This is a genomic window from Mycobacterium sp. NGS50 (genome assembly GCF_059812545.1).
Genome location: NZ_JCALCW010000048.1, coordinates 1 through 18,713 on the forward strand (window position 1 = coordinate 1; position 18,713 = coordinate 18,713).

Below are 18,713 nucleotides of genomic sequence, written 5' to 3' on the forward strand. Positions count from 1 at the left end.
GGGATTGTTCGTCTCGTTCCCGTCGCTCACAAGCTCGCTCCGCTCACTCGACTCACAGTGGAATGTTCCCATGCTTCTTCGGCGGCAACTGGACGATCTTGCGTTCCAGCAGCCGCAGCGCGTTGGCCACGTAGCCGCGGGTGTGCGACGGCGGGATGACCGCGTCGACATAACCGCGTTCGGCCGCGATGTACGGGTTCACCAGGGTGTCCTCGTACTCCTGCTGCAGCTGCAGGCGAAGCGCATCCACATCCTGGCCGCTCTCGGCAGCCTCTTTCAGCTGGGACCGGTACACGAAGCCGACGGCACCGGAGGCGCCCATCACCGCGATCTGGGCGGTCGGCCAGGCGACGTTGACGTCGGCGCCCATCTCCTTGGACCCCATGACGCAGTACGCGCCGCCGTAGGCCTTGCGGGTGATGACGGTGATCTTGGCGACGGTGGCCTCGCCGTAGGCGTAGAGCAGCTTGGCGCCGCGGCGGATGATGCCGTTGTACTCCTGCTCGGTGCCCGGCAGGAAGCCCGGCACGTCCACCAGCAGCACAATCGGGATGTTGAAGCAGTCGCAGGTCCGGATGAAGCGGGCCGCCTTCTCCGAGGCGTTGATGTCCAGGCAGCCGGCGAACTGCGTCGGCTGGTTGGCCACCAGACCGACCGGTCGGCCTTCGATGCGACCGAAACCGACGATGATGTTCTGCGCGTAGCCGGCCTGCACCTCTAGGAACTCGTCGTCGTCGAGGATGCGGGTGATCACCTCGTGCATGTCGTACGGCTGGTTCGGCGAATCCGGGATCAAGGTGTCCAGTTCGAGGTCCTCGTCGGTGAGGTTATCCTCGATCGGGCCGGTCGGCACCGGCGCCGAGTAGCGCGGCGGATCGGCGTAGTTGTTGGGCGGCAGGTAGCTCAGCAGGTCCCGCACGTAGTCGAACGCGTCCTGCTCGCCGGAGGCGACGTAGTGCGCGGTGCCGGACTTGCCCATGTGGGTGTGCGCGCCGCCGAGTTCCTCCTGGGTGACGTCCTCACCGGTGACGGTCTTGATCACGTCGGGGCCGGTGATGAACATCTGGCTGGTCTGGTCGACCATGACGACGAAGTCGGTCAGTGCGGGGGAGTACACGTGCCCGCCGGCGGCCGCGCCCATGATCAGCGAGATCTGCGGGATGACACCGGAGGCCAGGATGTTGTTGTGGAAGATCTTGCTGTACAGGCCCAGCGAAACCACACCCTCCTGGATGCGGGCGCCGGCGCCGTCGTTGATACCGATCAGCGGCCGGCCGGTCTTGATGGCCAGCTCCTGCACCTTGACGATCTTCTCGCCGTAGACCTCGCCGAGGCTGCCGCCGAACACGGTGGCGTCCTGGCTGAAGATGCACACCTCGCGGCCGTCGATGGTGCCGTAGCCGGTCACCACGCCATCGCCGAGCGGGCGCTTCTCCGCCATCCCGAAGTTGGTGCTGCGGTGCCGGGCCAGTGCGTCCAACTCGACGAACGAGTCCTCGTCCAACAGCGCGAAGATGCGCTCGCGGGCGGTCAGCTTTCCCTTGGCGTGCACCTTCTCCACCGCGGCTTCACCGACCGGGTGCAGGGTCTCCTCGGTGCGGCGCCGCAGATCGGCCAGCTTGCCCGCCGTGGTGTGGATGTCGATGGTGTGCTCCGCGGCAGGTTCCGCCGTGTGGTCGGTAACGCTCGTCATGGGAGTCGAGCTTAGCGGTCCTTACTGAATTGCCAAGAATGCGGTGGGTCGCTAGGCGTGGCGGGGTTTGTCTGGGGCGCCCGCGGGTACGCCCCACAGATGACGCTTCGCAAGGTCGACGTCACCCACCCGGACCGGGTGCTGTTCCCCGACGATGGCATCACCAAGGCGGACTTGGTCGCCTACTACGTCGCGGTGGCCCCGGTGATGCTGCCGCATCTGAAGGGGCGGCCGCTGACCCTGACCCGGTTTCCCGGCGGTATCGACGAGGAGGGCTTCGTCCAACAGAACTTCGCTGCGTCGCTGCCGGACTGGATGCAGCGGGCCGAAGTCGCCAAGAAGGGCGGAAAGAAGGGCGCCACCGTGGTGCACCCGCTGGCCCAACGTCGGGAAGCGTTGGCCTGGATAGGCAACCAGGACTGCATCACCCCGCACCGCTGGTTGTCGCGCGTGCCGCGGTTGCACACCCCGGATCAGCTTGTCTTCGACCTCGATCCGTCCGACGACGACTTCGCCAGGGTGCGTGCGACCGCGCGTGCCCTGGCCGACGTCCTCGACGACCTCGGGCTGGCGGCCTACCTGCAGACCACCGGATCGCGGGGCCTGCATGTCGTGACACCGCTGCGCGGTGACGCCGACTTCGACACCGCCCGCCAGTTCGCCCGCGAGGTCGCCGAAGTGGTGTGCGCCGACGATCCGGCGCACCGCACCCTCGCGATGCGCAAGGACAGTCGCGGTGACCGGGTCTACCTGGATGTGATGCGCAATGCCTACGGCCAGACCGCGGTCGCGCCGTACGCGGTGCGGGCCCGTGCGGGAGCCCCGGTGGCCACCCCGCTGCAATGGGAAGAGCTCAAGACCCGCGGCATGCGGGCGGACCGATTCACGCTGCGCGACGTACCCAAGCGGGTGGCCGAGCAGGGCGATCCGTGGAGCGATATGCGCCAGCGCGCGCGTTCACTGTTCCGCCGACGCGAGCGCCTGGCCAGGCTGCGCGATTAGGCCGCGCGATCGCCGTCCTTGGGAGGCTCGGTGACCTTCCGGACGAAATCGCCGAGATAACGAATTGCCCGCCGTCCCTCCGGCAGCACATCAGCGGCCAGCGGAAAATCGTGAATCTGCCCGTCCCACAGGTGCAGATCGCAGGGAACCTCGGCGGCGGCGAGCCGCTGCGCCATCAGCTCGGCATCGGCGAGCAGTAGCTCGTCGGAACTGGCGTGGATGGTCACCGGTGGCAGCGACGACAGGTCGACGTCCACCGGCGACAGGATCTGCGGATGCCGCAGATAGCGGGCGAACACCGACAGGGCGGTGCTCGGAAACATGGAACACCGCCGAGCGTTGCGGTGGCCGAGCTTCGCGGCCGGGTCGGCGTCGGTGAGCGGCGACACGGTGGCCACGCCGGCCGGTGTCACCACCTGGTCCCGGATGGCGGCCAAGGTGGACATGAACGCGAGATACCCGCCGGCGGAGTCGCCCGCGACGACGATGCGCTCGGCGTCGTAGCCGCGCTGCAGCAACCAACGAAGCCCACTGAGCGCGTCGTCGACCGCATCGCAGATCTGGTGCGACGGCAACATCCGGTAGGCGACGTTGAGCACCCCCGCGTCGGACGCCTTGGCCAGCCGGGCCGCCAGCGATCGGTGCGTATTGAGGCCGCAGGTCAAAAAGGCCCCTCCGTGCAGGTAAAGGATGGCTCGGTCCGGCGGGTGGGCGCTCAGGTGAATCCATTCCGCGGCGCAATCATCCAGCTTGACCCGCTCGACCTTCGCTGGGGATCGGTATGGCAACAGTCGGGCAAACCAGTCGACGGATTCGAACGGCCAGCTGAGGTCCGGCTGCACCGACCATGCGCGGACCATGTTCTTGACGATGAATCGACTGGCGAGTGAGACCGCTACCGACTGTGGGCTGTGGCGGTGGTGAATCCGTCGTGCGGGCCGGCGGGTAACCATTTCGATCAACTCCTACGGTTGCTGATCGAATACCCCACGGCTGGCAACCACCCACGTGCGCATTCTCACGTTTGCCGAGTAATTCAACGGGTACTCCGCTGCAATCCGCGCGAGGTAGCCTCCGCAGATGAGCGATGTGGCGGCCTTGCTGGCGATCATCGCCCGGTTCGACGAGCTCGACGACGCGGCGGCCGATGCCGACATCGTGCTGCACACCGCGGCTGAGCTGGCCGGATGCCCGGTCGGGGCCCGGTGGGCGTCGGGCACGGTGAAGCGCTACGGCCCGACGGGACAGCTACCCGCACACACTGATCTGCCCACGTCGCCGGCCGCCGGGGAGGATCCGGCCGTCTGGCTGGAACGCGACGGCACCGCCGCCGCGCTCGACTCGGTCGTGCTCGACCGACTTCGTCGTACCCTGCACCGGGCCGGGGCGTCGGCGACCCCGCGGCTGGGCGACCCGGCGCTGCTCGAAGTGGTGTTGTCCGTCAAGGAGCACCGAGAGGACCGGGCGCGGGCGATCCGCCTGCTGGGCCTGGATGAGGAGCGGGAAACCCGGGTGCTGGCCGTGTCGGCGCATTCCCCGCCGGAGGCGCTGCGGATCATCACCGGCCGTCTGCCGGGTCTGTCGGTCCGCTCGGCCCGGATCGGCCGCGCGACCGCGGTGCTGTGCCAAGGGGTGGTGGACAGCCGGGCCTTCGCCGATGAGCTGGAGAGCGCCATCGTCGCGGCATTCCCGGCGCCCCGGACCGCAGGATCCGATCGCGGCCCCTGGGTGGGGATCGGTTCCGGTGTCAGCGTTTTCGCGGCCGGAACGTCATGGCGTCAAGCGCTGCATGCGCTGCGTTTCGCGTCATCGACAGGCTACGGCCGGCGAGCGGTCGCCTACGAACGCCTGAGCGCGCTGGATCTGCTGGCCGATCTGACCGCCGAGCAGGTGGCACGCAACCCGGATGTCACGCGGATCAACCAGATCGCGGCGACACCGACAGGTGCACTCGAGATCAGTACCACCGAGGCGTTCTGCGTATTCGGGTCATTGCGGCGCACCGCGGCCGAGTTGCACGTGCACCACAGCACGGTCGCCGCGCGGCTGGCGCACATCGAAGCAGCAATGGGATGGGATCTTGACGACCCAATGGACCGGTTCATGGCCACGTTGGTGCTGATGGTCCGCCGGATCGGGCTGTCCTCGGCCGAACTGACCGAGCCGGACCGACCCGAAGGGTAACCCGACAATTGTCGGGTCGATGCGTGCAACCTGTCGACGCACGGCTGATGACCAGGGGCGGGGCCGTTGGTGATGATTGCCGCATGGCGATTATCGATCCGACCCAAACGTGGCGCACGCTGGAGAAGCGACTGGCCGAAACCACCAACGAACGTCACCGTCTGGTGCTGAGCTCGGTGCTCGAGCACATGTACGCCGAGGCCGCACCCGACCTCGACCGGTTGATGGCGACGCTGAGCCCCAACCCGGATTACCACTTCTGGGTGGACGGCCAGGACGTCGGCCCGAAGACCACCGACGGTGTGCGCACCTACTACAGCGCGTTCGTGGAGTCCCAGGCCAACGTGCTGGAGTTCGAGATCCAGCGGCTGGTCGTCGACGACTACTGCCTGGTGACCGAGGGTTTCCTCAAGATGATCTACCCGGGCGCGGCGGCGGCCGGCATCGGTGTGGAGGTCGACGACGAATCCGGCGACTACCTGGTCGTGTTCCGTCAGCTGATCCTGTGGCCGATCGATGAGCAGGGGCTGATCGAAGGCGAGGATTCCTACCACTCGGGTCCGGTCAGCGTGACCAAGCTGTCGCGCGAAGACCTACCGCAGCAGTACATCGACCTGGTGCATGCCTCCGCCTGATATGCGCTCTGATATTGCGACGATGTTGCTCGACCGGGTCGGCGACCGCCATCTCGGGCTGCGCACCCGCGAACGGGACTGGACGTGGCACGAGGTGGTCGCCGAGTCCGCCGCGCGCGGCGCGCAGGCCCAGAAACTGCGCCAGGACGGGCCCTTTCACATCGGGGTGCTGCTGGACAACGTGCCCGACTTCCTGTTCTGGCTGGGTGGTGCCGCACTGGTCGGCGCCACCATCGTCGGCATCAACCCCACCCGCGGCCCGGCGGAGATGGAAGCCGAGATCCGGCACGCCGACTGCCAACTGATCGTCACCGACACCCGGGGGTGCCAGCGGCTCCGCGGCCTGAACCTCGGGCTGGGTCCGGACCGGTTCGTGGTCATCGACGATCCCTCCTACGACCGGCTGCTCGACCTTCACCGGGTCGTCCCCGCCGTCGCGCCGGGAGCGGATGCCGAGTCGCTGTTCCTGCTGTTGTTCACCTCGGGGACCACCGGTGCCTCCAAAGCGGTCAAGTGCAGCCAGGGCCGGCTGGCCGGGATCGCCTACGCCGCAACAGAGAAGTTCGGCCACGTCCGCGAGGACGTCGACTACTGCTGCATGCCGCTGTTCCACGGCAACGCGATCATGGCGCTGTGGGCGCCGGCGCTGGCCAACGGCGCCACGGTATGCCTGACCCCGAGCTTCTCGGCGTCACGGTTCCTGCCCGACGTCCGGTATTTCGGTGCCACGTTCTTCACCTATGTCGGCAAGGCGTTGGGCTACCTGATGTCCACCCCGGAGCAGCCCGACGACGCCGACAATCCTCTGGTGCGCGGGTTCGGGACCGAGGCCTCGCCCGATGACCAGGCAGAGTTCCGTCGCCGCTTCGGCGCCGAGCTGTACGAGGGCTACGGCTCCAGCGAGGGTGGCGGCGCGGTGGCGCTGGCACCGGACGCACCGCCCGGGGCCTTGGGCCGCCCAGCGCACCCCGGCGTCGCGGTGGTCGACCCGGAGACGATGATCGACTGTGTTCCAGCGATTTTGGATGATCATGGTCGCATCCTCAACCCCGACGATGCGGTCGGTGAGATTGTCGACAAGGCCGGGACCCGCACCTTCGAGGGCTACTACAAGAACGATGACGCAGACTCCGACCGCATTCGCAACGGCTGGTACTGGACCGGTGACCTCGGCTATCTGGACGCGGCCGGATTCATGTACTTCGCCGGCCGGCGGGGCGACTGGATCCGGGTCGACGGCGAGAACACGTCGGCGTTGACGATCGAGCGGGTATTGCGCCGTCATCCCCGGGTGATCGCCGCGGCGGCGTATGCGGTGCCCGACCCGCGGTCGGGGGACCAGGTGATGGCCGCGATCGAGGTCGCCGATCCCGAGCAGTTCGATGCCGCCGCATTCGCGGCCTATCTGTCCGGCCATGAGGACCTGGGCCGCAAAGGGTTTCCGCGGTTCCTGCGGATCTCGGCCAATCTGCCGGTCACCGGCTCCAACAAGGTGCTCAAACGGGAGTTGCAGGCCCAGCGCTGGCACACCGACGAACCGGTGTATCGCTGGGTGGGGCGGGGCGAACCGGTGTATACCCGGATGAGTGGCGACGACAAGCGCGCGCTGGATGCGCAGTTCGCCGCCCACGGCCGGCAGCGTTACCTGTAAGGCGGCCCCGCCCGACAAGCAGCCCAACCATGAAGGAGTCAGCGATGAACGTTCGCGAGATCGACGCCGGCGCACCGATGACCCGGTTCGCCCGCGGATGGCATTGCCTGGGTTTGGCCGAGTCGTTCCGAGACGGGAAACCGCACGGCATCAACGCCTTCGGGACCCGGGTCGTGGTGTTCGCCGATTCCGCCGGTGCCCTGCACGTGCTGGACGCCTACTGCCGGCACATGGGGGCGGATCTGGCCATGGGCACCATCAAGGGCGACACGCTGGCGTGCGCCTTTCACGACTGGCGCTGGGAGGGCAGCTCCGGGCGCTGCGTGGACGTACCCTACGCACGCCGGGTACCGCGGGCGGCCCGCACCCGGCGCTGGCCGACCTGCGAGGTCAACGGCCAACTGCTGGTCTGGCACGACCCGGAAGGCTCCACCCCGGCCCCGGAGCTGACGCCGCCCACCATCGAGGGCTACGACGACGGCATCTGGTCACCGTGGCAATGGGATTCGATCCTGATCGAGGGGTCGAACTGCCGCGAAATCGTGGACAACAACGTCGACATGGCGCACTTCTTCTACATCCACCACGCCTACCCGACCTACTTCAAGAACGTCATCGAAGGCCACACCGCCAGCCAGTTCATGGAGTCCAAGCCCCGCCGCGACACCGAGGAGGACCCCGACAAGCTGTGGGAGGGCACCCATCTGCGCTCGGAGGCCACCTACTTCGGGCCGGCGTACATGATCAACTGGCTGCACAACGACCTCGGTCCGGATTTCACCGTCGAGGTGGCGCTGATCAACAGCCACTACCCGGTCACCCAGAATTCGTTCATGCTGCAGTGGGGGGTCGCGGTGCAGCAGATGCCCGGACTGCCCGCCGACAAGGCCCAGAAGCTGGCCGCCTCGATGGGCAAGCTGTTCGGCGAGGGATTTCTCGAAGACGTCGAAATCTGGAAACACAAGACCCGCATCGACAATCCGCTGCTGACCGAGGAAGACGGCCCGGTCTATCAGCACCGCCGCTGGTATGAGCAGTTCTACGTCGACGCCGCCGACGTCACCGCGGAGATGACCGACCGTTTCGAGCAGGAAGTCGACACCACCCACGCCCAGGGGGTGTGGCTGCAGGAGGTGGCCGCCAACCTGGCGGCGCGCGGCTGAGTCAGGCCGAATGTCGGGTTGTTGCACAGATATCGGCGAAAAGCGTGCAACAACCCAACATTCGGCGGCCGTAGAATGACGCCATGACTGAGGCCCTTGACGCTTCCGCGCTGCGTGCGCAACTGGTCGGGCCCGACCTGTCGTGGCGCCGCCTCGACGTGGTCGAGGAAACCGGATCCACCAACGCCGACCTGCTGGCCCGTGCCGGCGCCGGCGAGGACATCGACGGTGCGGTGCTGCTGGCCGAGCATCAAAGCGCGGGGCGGGGCCGCCACGGTCGGCACTGGTCGACCCCGCCGCGCAGCCAGCTCGCCCTGTCGGTCGGGGTCGGTGCGGGCGCGGTGCCGACCAGCGGCTGGGGCTGGCTGACGCTGGCCACCGGGGTCGCGATCATCGACGCGCTCGCCGAGGTGGCTCCTAGCGTCGAGGCCCGGCTGAAATGGCCCAACGACGTCGTGGTCGGCGACGGAAAACTGGCCGGCATCCTCGCCGAAGTCGCCGCCCCCACCCAGGTCATCATCGTCGGGGTCGGCCTGAACGCGACCATGACCGTCGCCGAGGTACCCGAAGGCACCTCGGCGACCTCGCTGACCATGTTGGGCGCGCCGACCGATCGCACCGTACTGGCCGCGGCGGTGCTGCGCGCCCTGGCCCGGCGGCTGCAGGCCTGGCGTGGCGCGTGCGGGGCCGATGCGGCGCTGATCGCCGACTACCGGGCACACAGCGCCACCCTGGGCTCCCGGGTGCGGGCCAGCCTGCCCGGTGATCGGCAGATCGAAGGTGTCGCCGAGGCCATCGATGACCTCGGTCGGTTGCGCATCGACACCGGCACCGGCATCGAAACCGTCTCGGCCGGAGACGTCACACACCTGCGCCCCGGCGTTTAGAGTTCAGCCGTGGGCTACCCGGAGAATGTGCTCGCCGGCGACGAGCAGGTCGTGCTGCACCGCCATCCGCACTGGAAACGTTTGGTCGGGGCGGTGCTGGCGCTGCTGCTGGCCAGTGCGCTGGCCGCGTTCAGCGCCGGTTTCGTCAGCACCCAGGACTGGGCACAGAACGTCCGGAACATCATCTACGGGGTGATCGCGGCGATCTGGCTGCTGCTGGTGATCTGGTTGTCGGCGCGGCCGTTCCTGGGCTGGCTGACCACCCATTTCGTGATCACCGACCGGCGGGTGATGTTCCGGCACGGTGTGCTCACCCGCAGCGGCATCGACATCCCGCTGGCCCGGATCAACAGCGTGGAATTCACCCACCGCCTCATCGACCGGATTCTGCGGACCGGGACGCTGATCATCGAATCAGCGTCGCAGGATCCGCTGGAGTTCCACGACATTCCGCAGGTGGAACACGTCCACGCGCTGCTATATCACGAGGTTTTCGACACGTTGGGATCCGACGAATCGCCCAGCTGAGTCAACCGGCTGCGGCGTGAGCGCCAGCCCCGCATCAGGGTGACCGTTCCGCCGTCCTCGAGGGCTTCGGCGATCCCTCCTGCGGTCAACGAACCCAGGGCCTTGTCCGGGTTGCGGCCGAACTCGTCGGGAAACACCCACCGTCGAAATGCCCAGAACCGGAACGCCATCTGCAGCAGGTTGCCGATGATGTAGGCCGAGATGAAGTCGGCGATGTTCTCCACGGTCAGCGAGACCGTCGGCACCCGCAACTGCAACACATAGCTGGAGAACCACAGTGGCGCCATCGACAGCAGCACACCCACCCCACTGACCGCGAAGAACAGCAGCGCCTCGTGATGGCGCTCACGGCCGCCGCGGTCTTTGAAGCTCCACTCCCGGTTCAGGATGTAGGAGGCGATCACCGCGACGATGCCGGCGATCACCTTCGCGGTGACCGGCTTGGGCTCGAGCACGGTCAGCTTGAGGGTGTAGAACACACCCAAGTCGATGACGAACGTGGTCCCGCCGACGATGGCGAACTTGATCAGCTCATGGTGACGCTCCGCCAGTGGGCGGATCACCCCTGGTAAGCGCGCGATTGTGGCGTCGGTGAAGGACACAACACGCCATCCTACGTATTTCTGGCTACTCATGCGTAATCAGTGCTCACCGGGCATGACACCATGATGCCCGTGCCGAACACCCCCTCCTCGCCGTTGGTCGCCATGGTCGGCGGCGGCCAACTCGCCCGGATGACCCACCAAGCGGCGATCGCTTTGGGTCAAACGCTGCGCGTGCTGGCCGCCGACGCCGACGAGCCGGCCGCCCAGGTCAGCCCCGACGTGGTGATCGGCTCGCACACCAACCTCGACGACCTGCGCCGGGTCGCGGCCGGCACCCACGCGCTGACCTTCGACCATGAGCATGTGCCCACCGAGCTGCTGGAGAAACTGGTCGCCGAGGGCATCAACGTGGCGCCGCCGCCGCAGGCCCTGATCCACGCCCAGGACAAGCTGGTCATGCGGCGCCGGCTGGAGGCACTCGGCGCGCCGGTGCCGGCCTATATCGGGATCGAGGGCATCGACGAGCTGGATCTGCTGGACCGGTTCGCCGACGGCCGTCCGGTCGTGGTCAAGGCCGCCCGCGGCGGTTACGACGGCCGGGGTGTGGCGATGGCCGCCGACGCCGCCGCAGCCCGCGACATCGCAGCCGAATTCCTGCGCTCCGGGGTGCCGGTGCTGGTCGAGGAGCGGGTCGCGATGCGCCGCGAACTTGCGGCGCTGGTGGCGCGCTCGCCGTTCGGCCAGGGCGCCGCATGGCCGGTGGTCGAGACCGTGCAGGAAGACGGCATCTGTGTGGTGGTGATCGCACCCGCACCCGACCTGAGCGACGCACGGGCCGCTGAAGCCCAGCAGCTCGCGTTGCGGCTGGCCGACGAACTCGGCGTGGTCGGGGTGCTGGCCGTTGAGCTGTTCGAGACCCCCGACGGCGCATTGCTCGTCAATGAGCTGGCGATGCGGCCGCACAACTCCGGGCACTGGACCATGGACGGCGCGGTCACCAGCCAGTTCGAACAGCACCTGCGGGCGGTGCTGGACTATCCGCTCGGCGACACCAGCGCCGTCGCGCCGCTGACCGTGATGGCCAACGTGCTGGGCGCCGCGCAGCCCCCGGCGATGACGATGGACGAACGCCTGCACCACTTGTTCGCCCGGCTGCCCGATGCGCGAGTGCACCTGTACGGCAAGGCGGAACGTCCGGGCCGCAAGGTCGGGCACATCAACTTGGTCGGGGCCGACCCGGCGGACCTGCCAAACCTGCGCGAGCGGGCCGAGCGGGCGGCACACTGGCTATCGCAGGCTCAATGGACCGACGGATGGGACGCACATGCCTGACACCACCAACCGCCCGCGCGTCGGGGTGATCATGGGCAGCGACAGCGACTGGTCGGTGATGGTCGACGCCGCCCACGCACTTGCCGAATTCGACGTGCCCTTCGAGGTCGGCGTGGTGTCGGCGCACCGCACCCCGCAGCGGATGTTCGATTACGCCCGCAACGCGGCCGACCGCGGTATCGAGGTGATCATCGCCGGAGCCGGCGGCGCCGCGCACCTGCCGGGCATGGTCGCGTCGGCCACCCCACTGCCGGTGATCGGCGTCCCGGTGCCGTTGGCGCGCTTGGACGGCCTGGATTCGCTGCTGTCGATCGTCCAGATGCCCGCCGGGGTCCCGGTGGCCACGGTGTCCATCGGTGGCGCCCGTAATGCGGGGTTGCTGGCGGTACGCATCCTGGGCTCGGCCGATGCGGCGCTGCGCAAACGCATGGTGGCATTCCAAGACCAGCTGGCCGACACGGTGCTGGCGAAGGACGCTGCGCTACAAGGTAAAGTTACCGGCCAGTAACTGAGGAGGTTGTGATGGCTGGGTGGGGCGGAAATCCCTCGTTTGATGTGTTCAAGCTGCCTGAGGAGCATGAGGAGTTGCGGGCGGCGATTCGGGCGTTGGCGGAGAAGGAGATCGCTCCGTATGCCAAGGATGTCGATGAGAGGAGCCGGTTCCCTGATGAGGCTTTAGCGGCTTTGTCCTCTTCTGGGTTCAATGCGGTGCATGTGCCCGAGGAGTTTGGTGGGCAGGGCGCGGATTCGGTGGCGGCGTGCATTGTGATCGAGGAGGTGGCTCGGGTTGATGCGTCGGCGTCGTTGATTCCGGCGGTCAACAAGTTGGGCACGATGGGCCTGATTTTGTCGGGGTCTACTGAGTTGCAGGCGCAGGTGTTGCCGTCGTTGGCTGATGGGTCGGCGATGGCGTCATATGCGCTCTCGGAGCGTGAGGCCGGCTCTGATGCGGCTTCGATGCGCACCCGGGCGCGCGCCGACGGGGATGACTGGATTTTGAATGGGTCGAAGTGCTGGATCACCAATGGTGGGAAGTCGACGTGGTACACGGTGATGGCGGTGACCGATCCGGATCTGGGGGCCAACGGCATTTCGGCGTTCATGGTGCATGCCGATGATGAGGGTTTCACCGTGGGTCCCAAGGAGCACAAGTTGGGGATCAAGGGGTCTCCGACGACGGAGTTGTATTTCGAGAATTGCCGCATTCCCGGGGATCGGATCATCGGGGAGCCGGGGACGGGGTTTAAGACGGCGTTGCGGACCCTGGATCACACCCGGCCCACGATCGGGGCGCAGGCGGTGGGGATCGCTCAGGGTGCGTTGGATGCGGCGATCGCCTACACCAAGGATCGCAAGCAGTTCGGGAGTGCGGTCAGTGATTTTCAGGGGGTGCAGTTCATGATCGCCGATATGGCGATGAAGTTGGAGGCCGCCCGGTTGATGGTGTATCACGCTGCCGCGCGTGCTGAGCGTGGGGAGACCGCGCTGGGCTTCATTTCGGCGGCGTCGAAGTGTTTTGCCTCCGATGTGGCCATGGAGGTCACCACCGATGCGGTGCAGTTGTTCGGCGGTGCCGGCTACACCACCGATTTCCCGGTCGAACGCATGATGCGCGACGCCAAGATCACCCAGATCTATGAAGGCACCAACCAAATCCAACGAGTCGTCATGAGCCGCCACCTGCTGCGGTAACTTGCAGCCATGCCCTCTCAGCAGACCCTGGACGCGGCTCGGGCAGGACGCCACGCATTCGTGGATACCGTCGACGCGCTCACCGACGCCGAATTCGACGACGGTCCCACGCTGTGCACCCGATGGTCGCCACGGGATGTGTTGGCGCACTTGATCGGTACCGCCGACGTCGGCCGTTATCTGCGTGCCCCGTGGCGGATGCACCAGATCAACGCGGCTGCGGTTGCCGCGGGTCGCCGGCAGCGTCGGGACACCCTGATCGCGATGGGTCGCCGATGGGCGGATCTGGCTAAGCCGACGGATCGCCGACTGGCCGGGCTGCTGCTCGGCGATGTGGCAATGCACCATCAGGACGTGCTGCGTGGACTTGGGCGTAGCCGGGTGCTGCCGGAGGTGGAGGAGGCCGCGATCCTGCGTGAGGGGATGTTGCTGACCATCCAGAAGGCCCAGCCCACGCTCCTCAAATACCGGGTGGAACCGACGAACGGAGTCGGTAAGCCGATGGGCCGCGGTATCCGGGTGCGCGGCACTGCCGAGGTGCTGGGTCTGTGGCTAGGCGGGCGCGACATTTCCGATGTTGACATCGAGCGCTGAGCGACCCGATGGTTCCGTGTCCACGGAACCATCGGGTCTGTACTTGGCCGCTGCGGAGGCCGGCACCGGCAAATCCACTGTGGCGCTGGGGCTGGTGCACCTGTTGGCGGCGTCGGTCGGGCGGGTCGGGGTGTTCCGGCCGGTCGTGCGGTCCCGCGAGGAACCCGATGAGCTGCTGATGTTGCTGCTCGCGCACGCCACCGCCACCCTGGATGACTCCTCGCAGTGCGTGGGTGTCACCTACCAGCAGGTGCACCAGGATTCGGCGGCAGCGTTGAGCGACATCGTCGCCGGCTATCACGCCGTCGCCGCCCAGTGTGATGTGGTTCTGGTGGTCGGCAGCGACTACACCGACGTCGTCAACCCCACCGAATTGGCGTTCAACGCCCGCGTCGCGGCCAACCTCGGTACACCGATGCTGCTGGCCATCAACGGGCACGGCCGCGACCCGGACACCGTCACTCAGATCACGGGGCGGTGCCTGACCGAACTGGCCGCCGGGTATGCCCGGCCGCTGGCGGTGATCGTCAATCGCTGCGACCCGGCGCAGTTGGCCTCGGTTACCGCGGCGCTGGGCGGCACCGGGCTGCCGGCGTTCAGCGTGCCCGAGGTGCCGCTGCTGGCCGCACCGACCATGGCCGAACTCTGCGCGGCGCTGGGCGGCACCCTGTACAGCGGCGACCCGGAGCTGCTGCGGCGCGAGGCCATGAGTGTGATGGTCGGCGGCATGACCGCCGAAAACATCCTGGAGCGGCTCGTCGAGGGGCAGGTCGTCATCGTTCCCGCCGATCGGTCGGAGGTTCTGCTGGCCCTGGTGAACGCCCATGCTGCACAGGGCTTTCCGTCCCTGACCGGAATCATCCTCAACGGTGGGCTGCTGCCGCACCCGGCGATCGACAAGCTGGTCAAGGGCCTGCAGCCGACGTTGCCGCTGATCGCCACCGAGCACGGCACCTACAAGACGGCGGAGGCCGCGTCGCACACCCGGGCCCGTATCCACGTCGACGCGCTGCGCAAGGTCGACACCGCGTTGGAGGTCATGGCACGCCACATCGACGGCAGCGTGCTGGTGGAGCGGATGAAGGCGCCGGCAGTGTCCGCCGTCACCCCGCAACTGTTCGAGTACCGGCTGCTGGAACGCGCGCGTGCCCAACGACGGCACATCGTGCTGCCCGAAGGTGGCGACGACCGCATCCTGCTCGCCGCCGGACGGCTGCTGGCGCGGGGCATCGTCGACCTGACCATCCTCGGTGTGGAGGCCGCGGTACGCCGCCGCGGCGCCGAACTCGGCGTCGACCTATCCAACGCGCAGGTGCTCGACCCCGAGCGCAGCGACCTGCGGGACCAGTTCGGTGCCGAGTATCTGCGGTTGCGCGCACACAAAGGGATGACCGAGGACCGCGCCCGTGAAATCATGCGCGACATCTCCTATTTCGGCACGATGATGGTGCACCTGGGGGTTGCCGACGGGATGGTGTCCGGTGCCGCGCACACCACCGCGCACACCATCCGGCCGGCGTTCGAAATCATCAAAACGGCGCCCGGGGTCTCGACAGTGTCCAGCGTGTTCCTGATGTGCCTGGCTGACCGGGTGTTGGCGTTCGGAGACTGTGCGGTGGTGCCCGATCCGACCGTCGAACAACTGGCCGACATCGCGATCTCGTCGGCTGCCACGGCTGCCCAGTTCGGAATTCGACCGCTGGTGGCGATGCTGTCGTACTCCACCGGCGACTCCGGTGCCGGGGCTGATGTCGACAAGGTGCGTGCGGCAACGCAATTGGTTCACCAGCGGCGCCCCGATCTGGCGGTCGACGGTCCGATCCAGTACGACGCCGCGGTGGAACCGACCGTAGCCGCCACCAAGCTGCCGGATTCGGCGGTGGCCGGCCAGGCCACGGTCCTGGTGTTCCCGGACCTGAACACCGGGAACAACACCTACAAGGCGGTACAACGCACCGCGGGTGCGGTCGCGATCGGGCCGGTGCTGCAAGGGCTCGCCAAACCGGTCAACGACCTGTCCCGTGGCGCGCTCGTCGACGACATCGTCAACACCGTTGCGATCACCGCGATTCAGGCCCAGGGGGAATCACCATGACCGGGGTTGTGCTGGTACTCAACTCGGGCTCGTCGTCGATCAAGTTCCAGCTCGTCGACCCGGTGGCCGGCACGGCGGTGGCCTCCGGGCTGGTGGAACAGATCGGCGAGCCGGGCAGCGGTATCCCCGATCACGTCGAGGGATTCCGGCGCGCCTACCGGATCCTCGACGACTCCGGGGCCGACCTGACCGCGGTGAAGGCGGTCGGTCACCGGGTGGTGCACGGCGGCCAGCGGTTCTATGAGCCCACGCTGATCACCGATGCGACGCTGGCCGAGATCGAACGCCTCTCCGCGCTGGCGCCGTTGCACAACCCGGCCAACGCCGTCGGAATCAAGGTGGCCCGCAAAGACTTCCCGGATGTGCCGCATGTCGCGGTCTTCGACACCGGATTCTTTCATTCGCTTCCCGACGCGGCGGCGCTGTACGCGATCGACCGCGACGTCGCAGCCCAGTACGGCATCCGCCGTTACGGATTCCACGGCACCTCACACGAATACGTCTCCCGTCAGACAGCCAGCGTGCTGGGCCGAGAGCTGTCGGAGCTGAACACCATCGTGCTGCATCTGGGCAACGGCGCCTCGGCCTCAGCGGTGCGCGGCGGGCTGGCCGTGGAGACCTCGATGGGGTTGACGCCGCTGGAAGGCCTGGTGATGGGAACCCGCTGCGGAGACATCGATCCCGGGGTGTTGCTGCACCTGCGGCGCAGCGCCGGCATGGACGTCGAGCAGATCGACGAGTTGCTCAACCGCCGCTCGGGGCTCGCCGGACTGTGCGGGGTCAACGACTTTCGGGAACTCACCCAGCAGATCTCCGACGGATCCACCGCGGCCAAGGTCGCCTACGACGTATATGTGCACCGGTTGCGCAAGTATGTCGGCGCCTACCTCGCGGTGCTGGGCCGGGTCGATGCCGTCACCTTCACCGCGGGTGTCGGGGAGAACGTCGCCAGCGTGCGCGAGGATGCGCTGGCCGGGCTGGAAGGGCTCGGTATCGGCGTCGACCCGCAACGCAACCGGGCCTCGACGCGGCAGGCCCGGATCATCTCGACCGACGATTCGGCGGTTTCGGTGCTGGTGGTGCCGACCAACGAGGAGTTGGCGATTGCGCGAGCCGCCTGGGAATTCGTATAGGTTTGCTCAGCCGCGCATGGTGCCGTCGGCCAGGTATCGGACATGCCAGGACAGCGCCTCGGCGAGCAGGTGCGGGGTGTGCTGCCCGGCGCCGAATCGCATTGCGCGGTCCAGATAGTCGTCCAGTGCGGCCCGGAAGTCGGGATGTGCGCAGCGATCGATGACCCGCCGGGCCCGCTGCTTGGGGGACAGCCCGCGAAGATCGGCCAGCCCCTGCTCGGTGACGATCACGTCGACGTCGTGTTCGGTGTGATCGACATGCGACACCATCGGCACGATCGTGGAGATCGCACCGCCTTTGGCCAGCGACGGTGTGATGAAGATGGCGACGTAGCCGTTGCGGGCGAAGTCCCCGGACCCGCCGATGCCGTTCATCATCCGGCTGCCCAGCACATGCGAGGAGCTGATGTTGCCGTAGAGGTCGGCCTCGATCATGCTGTTCATCGCGATCACCCCGAGCCGGTGCAGCACCTCGGGATGGTTGCTGATCTCCTGGTCGCGCAGCACCACACGGCCGCGGTAGTCGGTGGCGCGAAACCGTTGGACGCCCTGCGCACTCAGCGACAGCGAGGTGGCCGAGGCCACCGTCATCGCGCCGGAGTCGATCAGCGCCAGCATGCCGTCGGAGATGACTTCGGTGTAGGCGGTGAGGTTTTCGAACGGACCGTCGGCCAGTCCCGCCAGCACCGCGTTGGGCACGTTGCCGACCCCGGATTGCAACGGCAGCAGAGCCGGCGGAATCCGGCCAGCGGCGACCTCGCCGGCTAGGAAATCCACGATGTGCCCGGCGATCTGCTGCGACACCGTATCCGGTGCGCTGAAGGTATCGGTATGGTCGGGCGCGTCGGTCAGGACCACCGCGGCCACCTTGTCGGCGGCGCAGTGCAGATGGGGCACGCCGATACGGTCGCCCGGCGCGGTGATCGGGATGGGCGCCCGCGGGACACCGGCATAGATGTCGTGCAACCCGTCCAGTTGTTCGGGCTGCCAGGAGTTGACCTCCAGGATCACCCGGTCGGCCAGGTCGAGCCAGGTCTGGTTGTTGCCAACCGATGTGGCCGGGATCAGGTCACCGGCGGCTGTGATTCCGGCCACTTCGATGAGCGCGACGTCCAGGTGGCCCAGCACACCGTGGCGGGCCATCGGCGCCACCTGACCGATATGCAGATCAAGGTATTCGGCGCGTCCCGCGTTGATCGCTGCGCGCAGGACCGGGTCGGATTGATAGGGCAGCCGTAACCCGATGCCGTCGACCGCGGCCAGCGCACCGTCGAGGTCGGGCCCGGTCCCGGCGCCGGTCCACACATTGACCCGCAGCGGTCGTCCGCCGCTCGTCGACGCGGCGATTCGTTCCGCCAACGCCGGCGGGACGGCCTTGGGATGGCCGGATCCGGTGAACCCACTCATCCCGACGGTGTCGCCGTCACCGATCATTGCGGCCGCGTCCTGGGCTGAACACAGCTTGGCGGCGAAGGCGGGTGCGGCGATACGGCCAGTCACGTCTGCCCAGCCTACGAGTCGGTGGCCGGTACGCGGAAGCGATACCATCAACGGGTGACTTCCCCCCGCCCGGCCGCTG

At 67.5% G+C, this 18,713-nt stretch carries 17 protein-coding genes; 13 read left to right on the forward strand and 4 right to left on the reverse strand.

All coding sequences use genetic code 11. The features are described 5' to 3' along the window. Window positions 1-52 precede the first annotated feature (52 nt). Window positions 53-1,693, reverse strand: coding sequence for an acyl-CoA carboxylase subunit beta (locus AC5Y36_RS23780; protein WP_500043430.1), 1,641 nt, complete (start codon window positions 1,691-1,693; stop codon window positions 53-55). 99 nt (window positions 1,694-1,792) lie between these two features. On the opposite strand from AC5Y36_RS23780, the gene ligD reads away from it, so the two are divergent. Then, window positions 1,793-2,695 carry a non-homologous end-joining DNA ligase gene (ligD, locus tag AC5Y36_RS23785; protein WP_500043431.1) on the forward strand — a complete coding sequence of 301 codons (903 nt, stop codon included), beginning with the start codon at window positions 1,793-1,795 and terminating at the stop codon, window positions 2,693-2,695. Here the strand turns inward: ligD and AC5Y36_RS23790 are convergent. Then, the gene (locus AC5Y36_RS23790) at window positions 2,692-3,648 is read right to left on the reverse strand and encodes an alpha/beta hydrolase (RefSeq protein WP_500043432.1); all 957 of its coding nucleotides are present in this window, start codon (window positions 3,646-3,648) and stop codon (window positions 2,692-2,694) included. The two genes, ligD and AC5Y36_RS23790, sit on opposite strands and share 4 nt — an antisense overlap. Window positions 3,649-3,775: 127 nt before the next feature. Here AC5Y36_RS23790 and AC5Y36_RS23795 point away from each other — a divergent pair, with 127 nt between their 5' ends. From AC5Y36_RS23795 to AC5Y36_RS23820, 6 genes are all read left to right on the forward strand, one after another. Further along, window positions 3,776-4,879: a helix-turn-helix domain-containing protein gene (locus AC5Y36_RS23795; RefSeq protein ID WP_500043433.1), complete on the forward strand. Its 1,104-nt coding sequence runs from the start codon at window positions 3,776-3,778 to the stop codon at window positions 4,877-4,879. A gap of 83 nt (window positions 4,880-4,962) precedes the next feature. Then, window positions 4,963-5,514 (forward strand): nuclear transport factor 2 family protein, encoded by a 552-nt coding sequence (locus AC5Y36_RS23800; protein WP_500043434.1) that lies wholly within the window; start codon window positions 4,963-4,965, stop codon window positions 5,512-5,514. 1 nt (window position 5,515) lies between these two features. Next, on the forward strand, window positions 5,516-7,165 hold the full coding sequence (gene casI, locus AC5Y36_RS23805; RefSeq protein WP_500043454.1) for a steroid-22-oyl-CoA synthetase: 1,650 nt from the start codon (window positions 5,516-5,518) through the stop codon (window positions 7,163-7,165). 44 nt (window positions 7,166-7,209) lie between these two features. Next, window positions 7,210-8,328: a 3-ketosteroid-9-alpha-monooxygenase, oxygenase component gene (locus tag AC5Y36_RS23810; protein ID WP_500043435.1), complete on the forward strand. Its 1,119-nt coding sequence runs from the start codon at window positions 7,210-7,212 to the stop codon at window positions 8,326-8,328. 83 nt (window positions 8,329-8,411) lie between these two features. Next, a complete protein-coding gene (locus AC5Y36_RS23815) occupies window positions 8,412-9,215 on the forward strand; it encodes a biotin--[acetyl-CoA-carboxylase] ligase (protein WP_500043436.1) in 804 nt (267 codons plus the stop codon). Between the two features lie 9 nt (window positions 9,216-9,224). After that, window positions 9,225-9,743 (forward strand): PH domain-containing protein, encoded by a 519-nt coding sequence (locus AC5Y36_RS23820; protein ID WP_500043437.1) that lies wholly within the window; start codon window positions 9,225-9,227, stop codon window positions 9,741-9,743. Here the strand turns inward: AC5Y36_RS23820 and AC5Y36_RS23825 are convergent. Next, window positions 9,698-10,345: a GtrA family protein gene (locus AC5Y36_RS23825; RefSeq protein WP_500043438.1), complete on the reverse strand. Its 648-nt coding sequence runs from the start codon at window positions 10,343-10,345 to the stop codon at window positions 9,698-9,700. The genes AC5Y36_RS23820 and AC5Y36_RS23825 overlap by 46 nt on opposite strands. A gap of 63 nt (window positions 10,346-10,408) precedes the next feature. On the opposite strand from AC5Y36_RS23825, the gene AC5Y36_RS23830 reads away from it, so the two are divergent. The 6 genes from AC5Y36_RS23830 to AC5Y36_RS23855 are packed head-to-tail and all read left to right on the forward strand — an operon-like array spanning window position 10,409 to window position 17,134. After that, window positions 10,409-11,620: a 5-(carboxyamino)imidazole ribonucleotide synthase gene (locus AC5Y36_RS23830; RefSeq protein ID WP_500043439.1), complete on the forward strand. Its 1,212-nt coding sequence runs from the start codon at window positions 10,409-10,411 to the stop codon at window positions 11,618-11,620. Next, window positions 11,613-12,128 carry a 5-(carboxyamino)imidazole ribonucleotide mutase gene (gene purE / locus AC5Y36_RS23835; protein WP_500043440.1) on the forward strand — a complete coding sequence of 172 codons (516 nt, stop codon included), beginning with the start codon at window positions 11,613-11,615 and terminating at the stop codon, window positions 12,126-12,128. Before AC5Y36_RS23830 ends, purE begins: the two co-directional genes overlap by 8 nt. Window positions 12,129-12,142: 14 nt before the next feature. Further along, on the forward strand, window positions 12,143-13,312 hold the full coding sequence (locus tag AC5Y36_RS23840; protein WP_500043441.1) for an acyl-CoA dehydrogenase: 1,170 nt from the start codon (window positions 12,143-12,145) through the stop codon (window positions 13,310-13,312). 9 nt (window positions 13,313-13,321) lie between these two features. Beyond that, the gene (locus tag AC5Y36_RS23845; RefSeq protein WP_500043442.1) at window positions 13,322-13,906 is read left to right on the forward strand and encodes a maleylpyruvate isomerase family mycothiol-dependent enzyme; all 585 of its coding nucleotides are present in this window, start codon (window positions 13,322-13,324) and stop codon (window positions 13,904-13,906) included. Beyond that, a complete protein-coding gene (gene pta / locus AC5Y36_RS23850) occupies window positions 13,887-16,001 on the forward strand; it encodes a phosphate acetyltransferase (RefSeq protein ID WP_500043443.1) in 2,115 nt (704 codons plus the stop codon). The genes AC5Y36_RS23845 and pta overlap by 20 nt, the downstream gene beginning before the upstream one ends. Continuing rightward, window positions 15,998-17,134, forward strand: coding sequence for an acetate kinase (locus tag AC5Y36_RS23855; RefSeq protein ID WP_500043444.1), 1,137 nt, complete (start codon window positions 15,998-16,000; stop codon window positions 17,132-17,134). The genes pta and AC5Y36_RS23855 overlap by 4 nt, the downstream gene beginning before the upstream one ends. A 6-nt stretch (window positions 17,135-17,140) precedes the next feature. Here the strand turns inward: AC5Y36_RS23855 and scpC are convergent, their stop codons facing one another. Beyond that, window positions 17,141-18,682 (reverse strand): succinyl-CoA:acetate CoA-transferase ScpC, encoded by a 1,542-nt coding sequence (gene scpC / locus AC5Y36_RS23860; RefSeq protein ID WP_500043445.1) that lies wholly within the window; start codon window positions 18,680-18,682, stop codon window positions 17,141-17,143. Window positions 18,683-18,713: the final 31 nt, after the last annotated feature.

What these genes read in the sequence shown, in the direction of transcription:
- AC5Y36_RS23780 (WP_500043430.1), bottom strand. Translation starts at nt 1,693, where the DNA reads ATGACGAGCGTTACCGACCACACGGCGGAACCTGCCGCGGAGCACACC.
- ligD (WP_500043431.1), top strand. Translation starts at nt 1,793, where the DNA reads ATGACGCTTCGCAAGGTCGACGTCACCCACCCGGACCGGGTGCTGTTC.
- AC5Y36_RS23790 (WP_500043432.1), bottom strand. Translation starts at nt 3,648, where the DNA reads ATGGTTACCCGCCGGCCCGCACGACGGATTCACCACCGCCACAGCCCA.
- AC5Y36_RS23795 (WP_500043433.1), top strand. Translation starts at nt 3,776, where the DNA reads ATGAGCGATGTGGCGGCCTTGCTGGCGATCATCGCCCGGTTCGACGAG.
- AC5Y36_RS23800 (WP_500043434.1), top strand. Translation starts at nt 4,963, where the DNA reads ATGGCGATTATCGATCCGACCCAAACGTGGCGCACGCTGGAGAAGCGA.
- casI (WP_500043454.1), top strand. Translation starts at nt 5,516, where the DNA reads ATGCGCTCTGATATTGCGACGATGTTGCTCGACCGGGTCGGCGACCGC.
- AC5Y36_RS23810 (WP_500043435.1), top strand. Translation starts at nt 7,210, where the DNA reads ATGAACGTTCGCGAGATCGACGCCGGCGCACCGATGACCCGGTTCGCC.
- AC5Y36_RS23815 (WP_500043436.1), top strand. Translation starts at nt 8,412, where the DNA reads ATGACTGAGGCCCTTGACGCTTCCGCGCTGCGTGCGCAACTGGTCGGG.
- AC5Y36_RS23830 (WP_500043439.1), top strand. Translation starts at nt 10,409, where the DNA reads ATGATGCCCGTGCCGAACACCCCCTCCTCGCCGTTGGTCGCCATGGTC.
- purE (WP_500043440.1), top strand. Translation starts at nt 11,613, where the DNA reads ATGCCTGACACCACCAACCGCCCGCGCGTCGGGGTGATCATGGGCAGC.
- AC5Y36_RS23840 (WP_500043441.1), top strand. Translation starts at nt 12,143, where the DNA reads ATGGCTGGGTGGGGCGGAAATCCCTCGTTTGATGTGTTCAAGCTGCCT.
- AC5Y36_RS23845 (WP_500043442.1), top strand. Translation starts at nt 13,322, where the DNA reads ATGCCCTCTCAGCAGACCCTGGACGCGGCTCGGGCAGGACGCCACGCA.
- pta (WP_500043443.1), top strand. Translation starts at nt 13,887, where the DNA reads ATGTTGACATCGAGCGCTGAGCGACCCGATGGTTCCGTGTCCACGGAA.
- AC5Y36_RS23855 (WP_500043444.1), top strand. Translation starts at nt 15,998, where the DNA reads ATGACCGGGGTTGTGCTGGTACTCAACTCGGGCTCGTCGTCGATCAAG.
- scpC (WP_500043445.1), bottom strand. Translation starts at nt 18,682, where the DNA reads ATGGTATCGCTTCCGCGTACCGGCCACCGACTCGTAGGCTGGGCAGAC.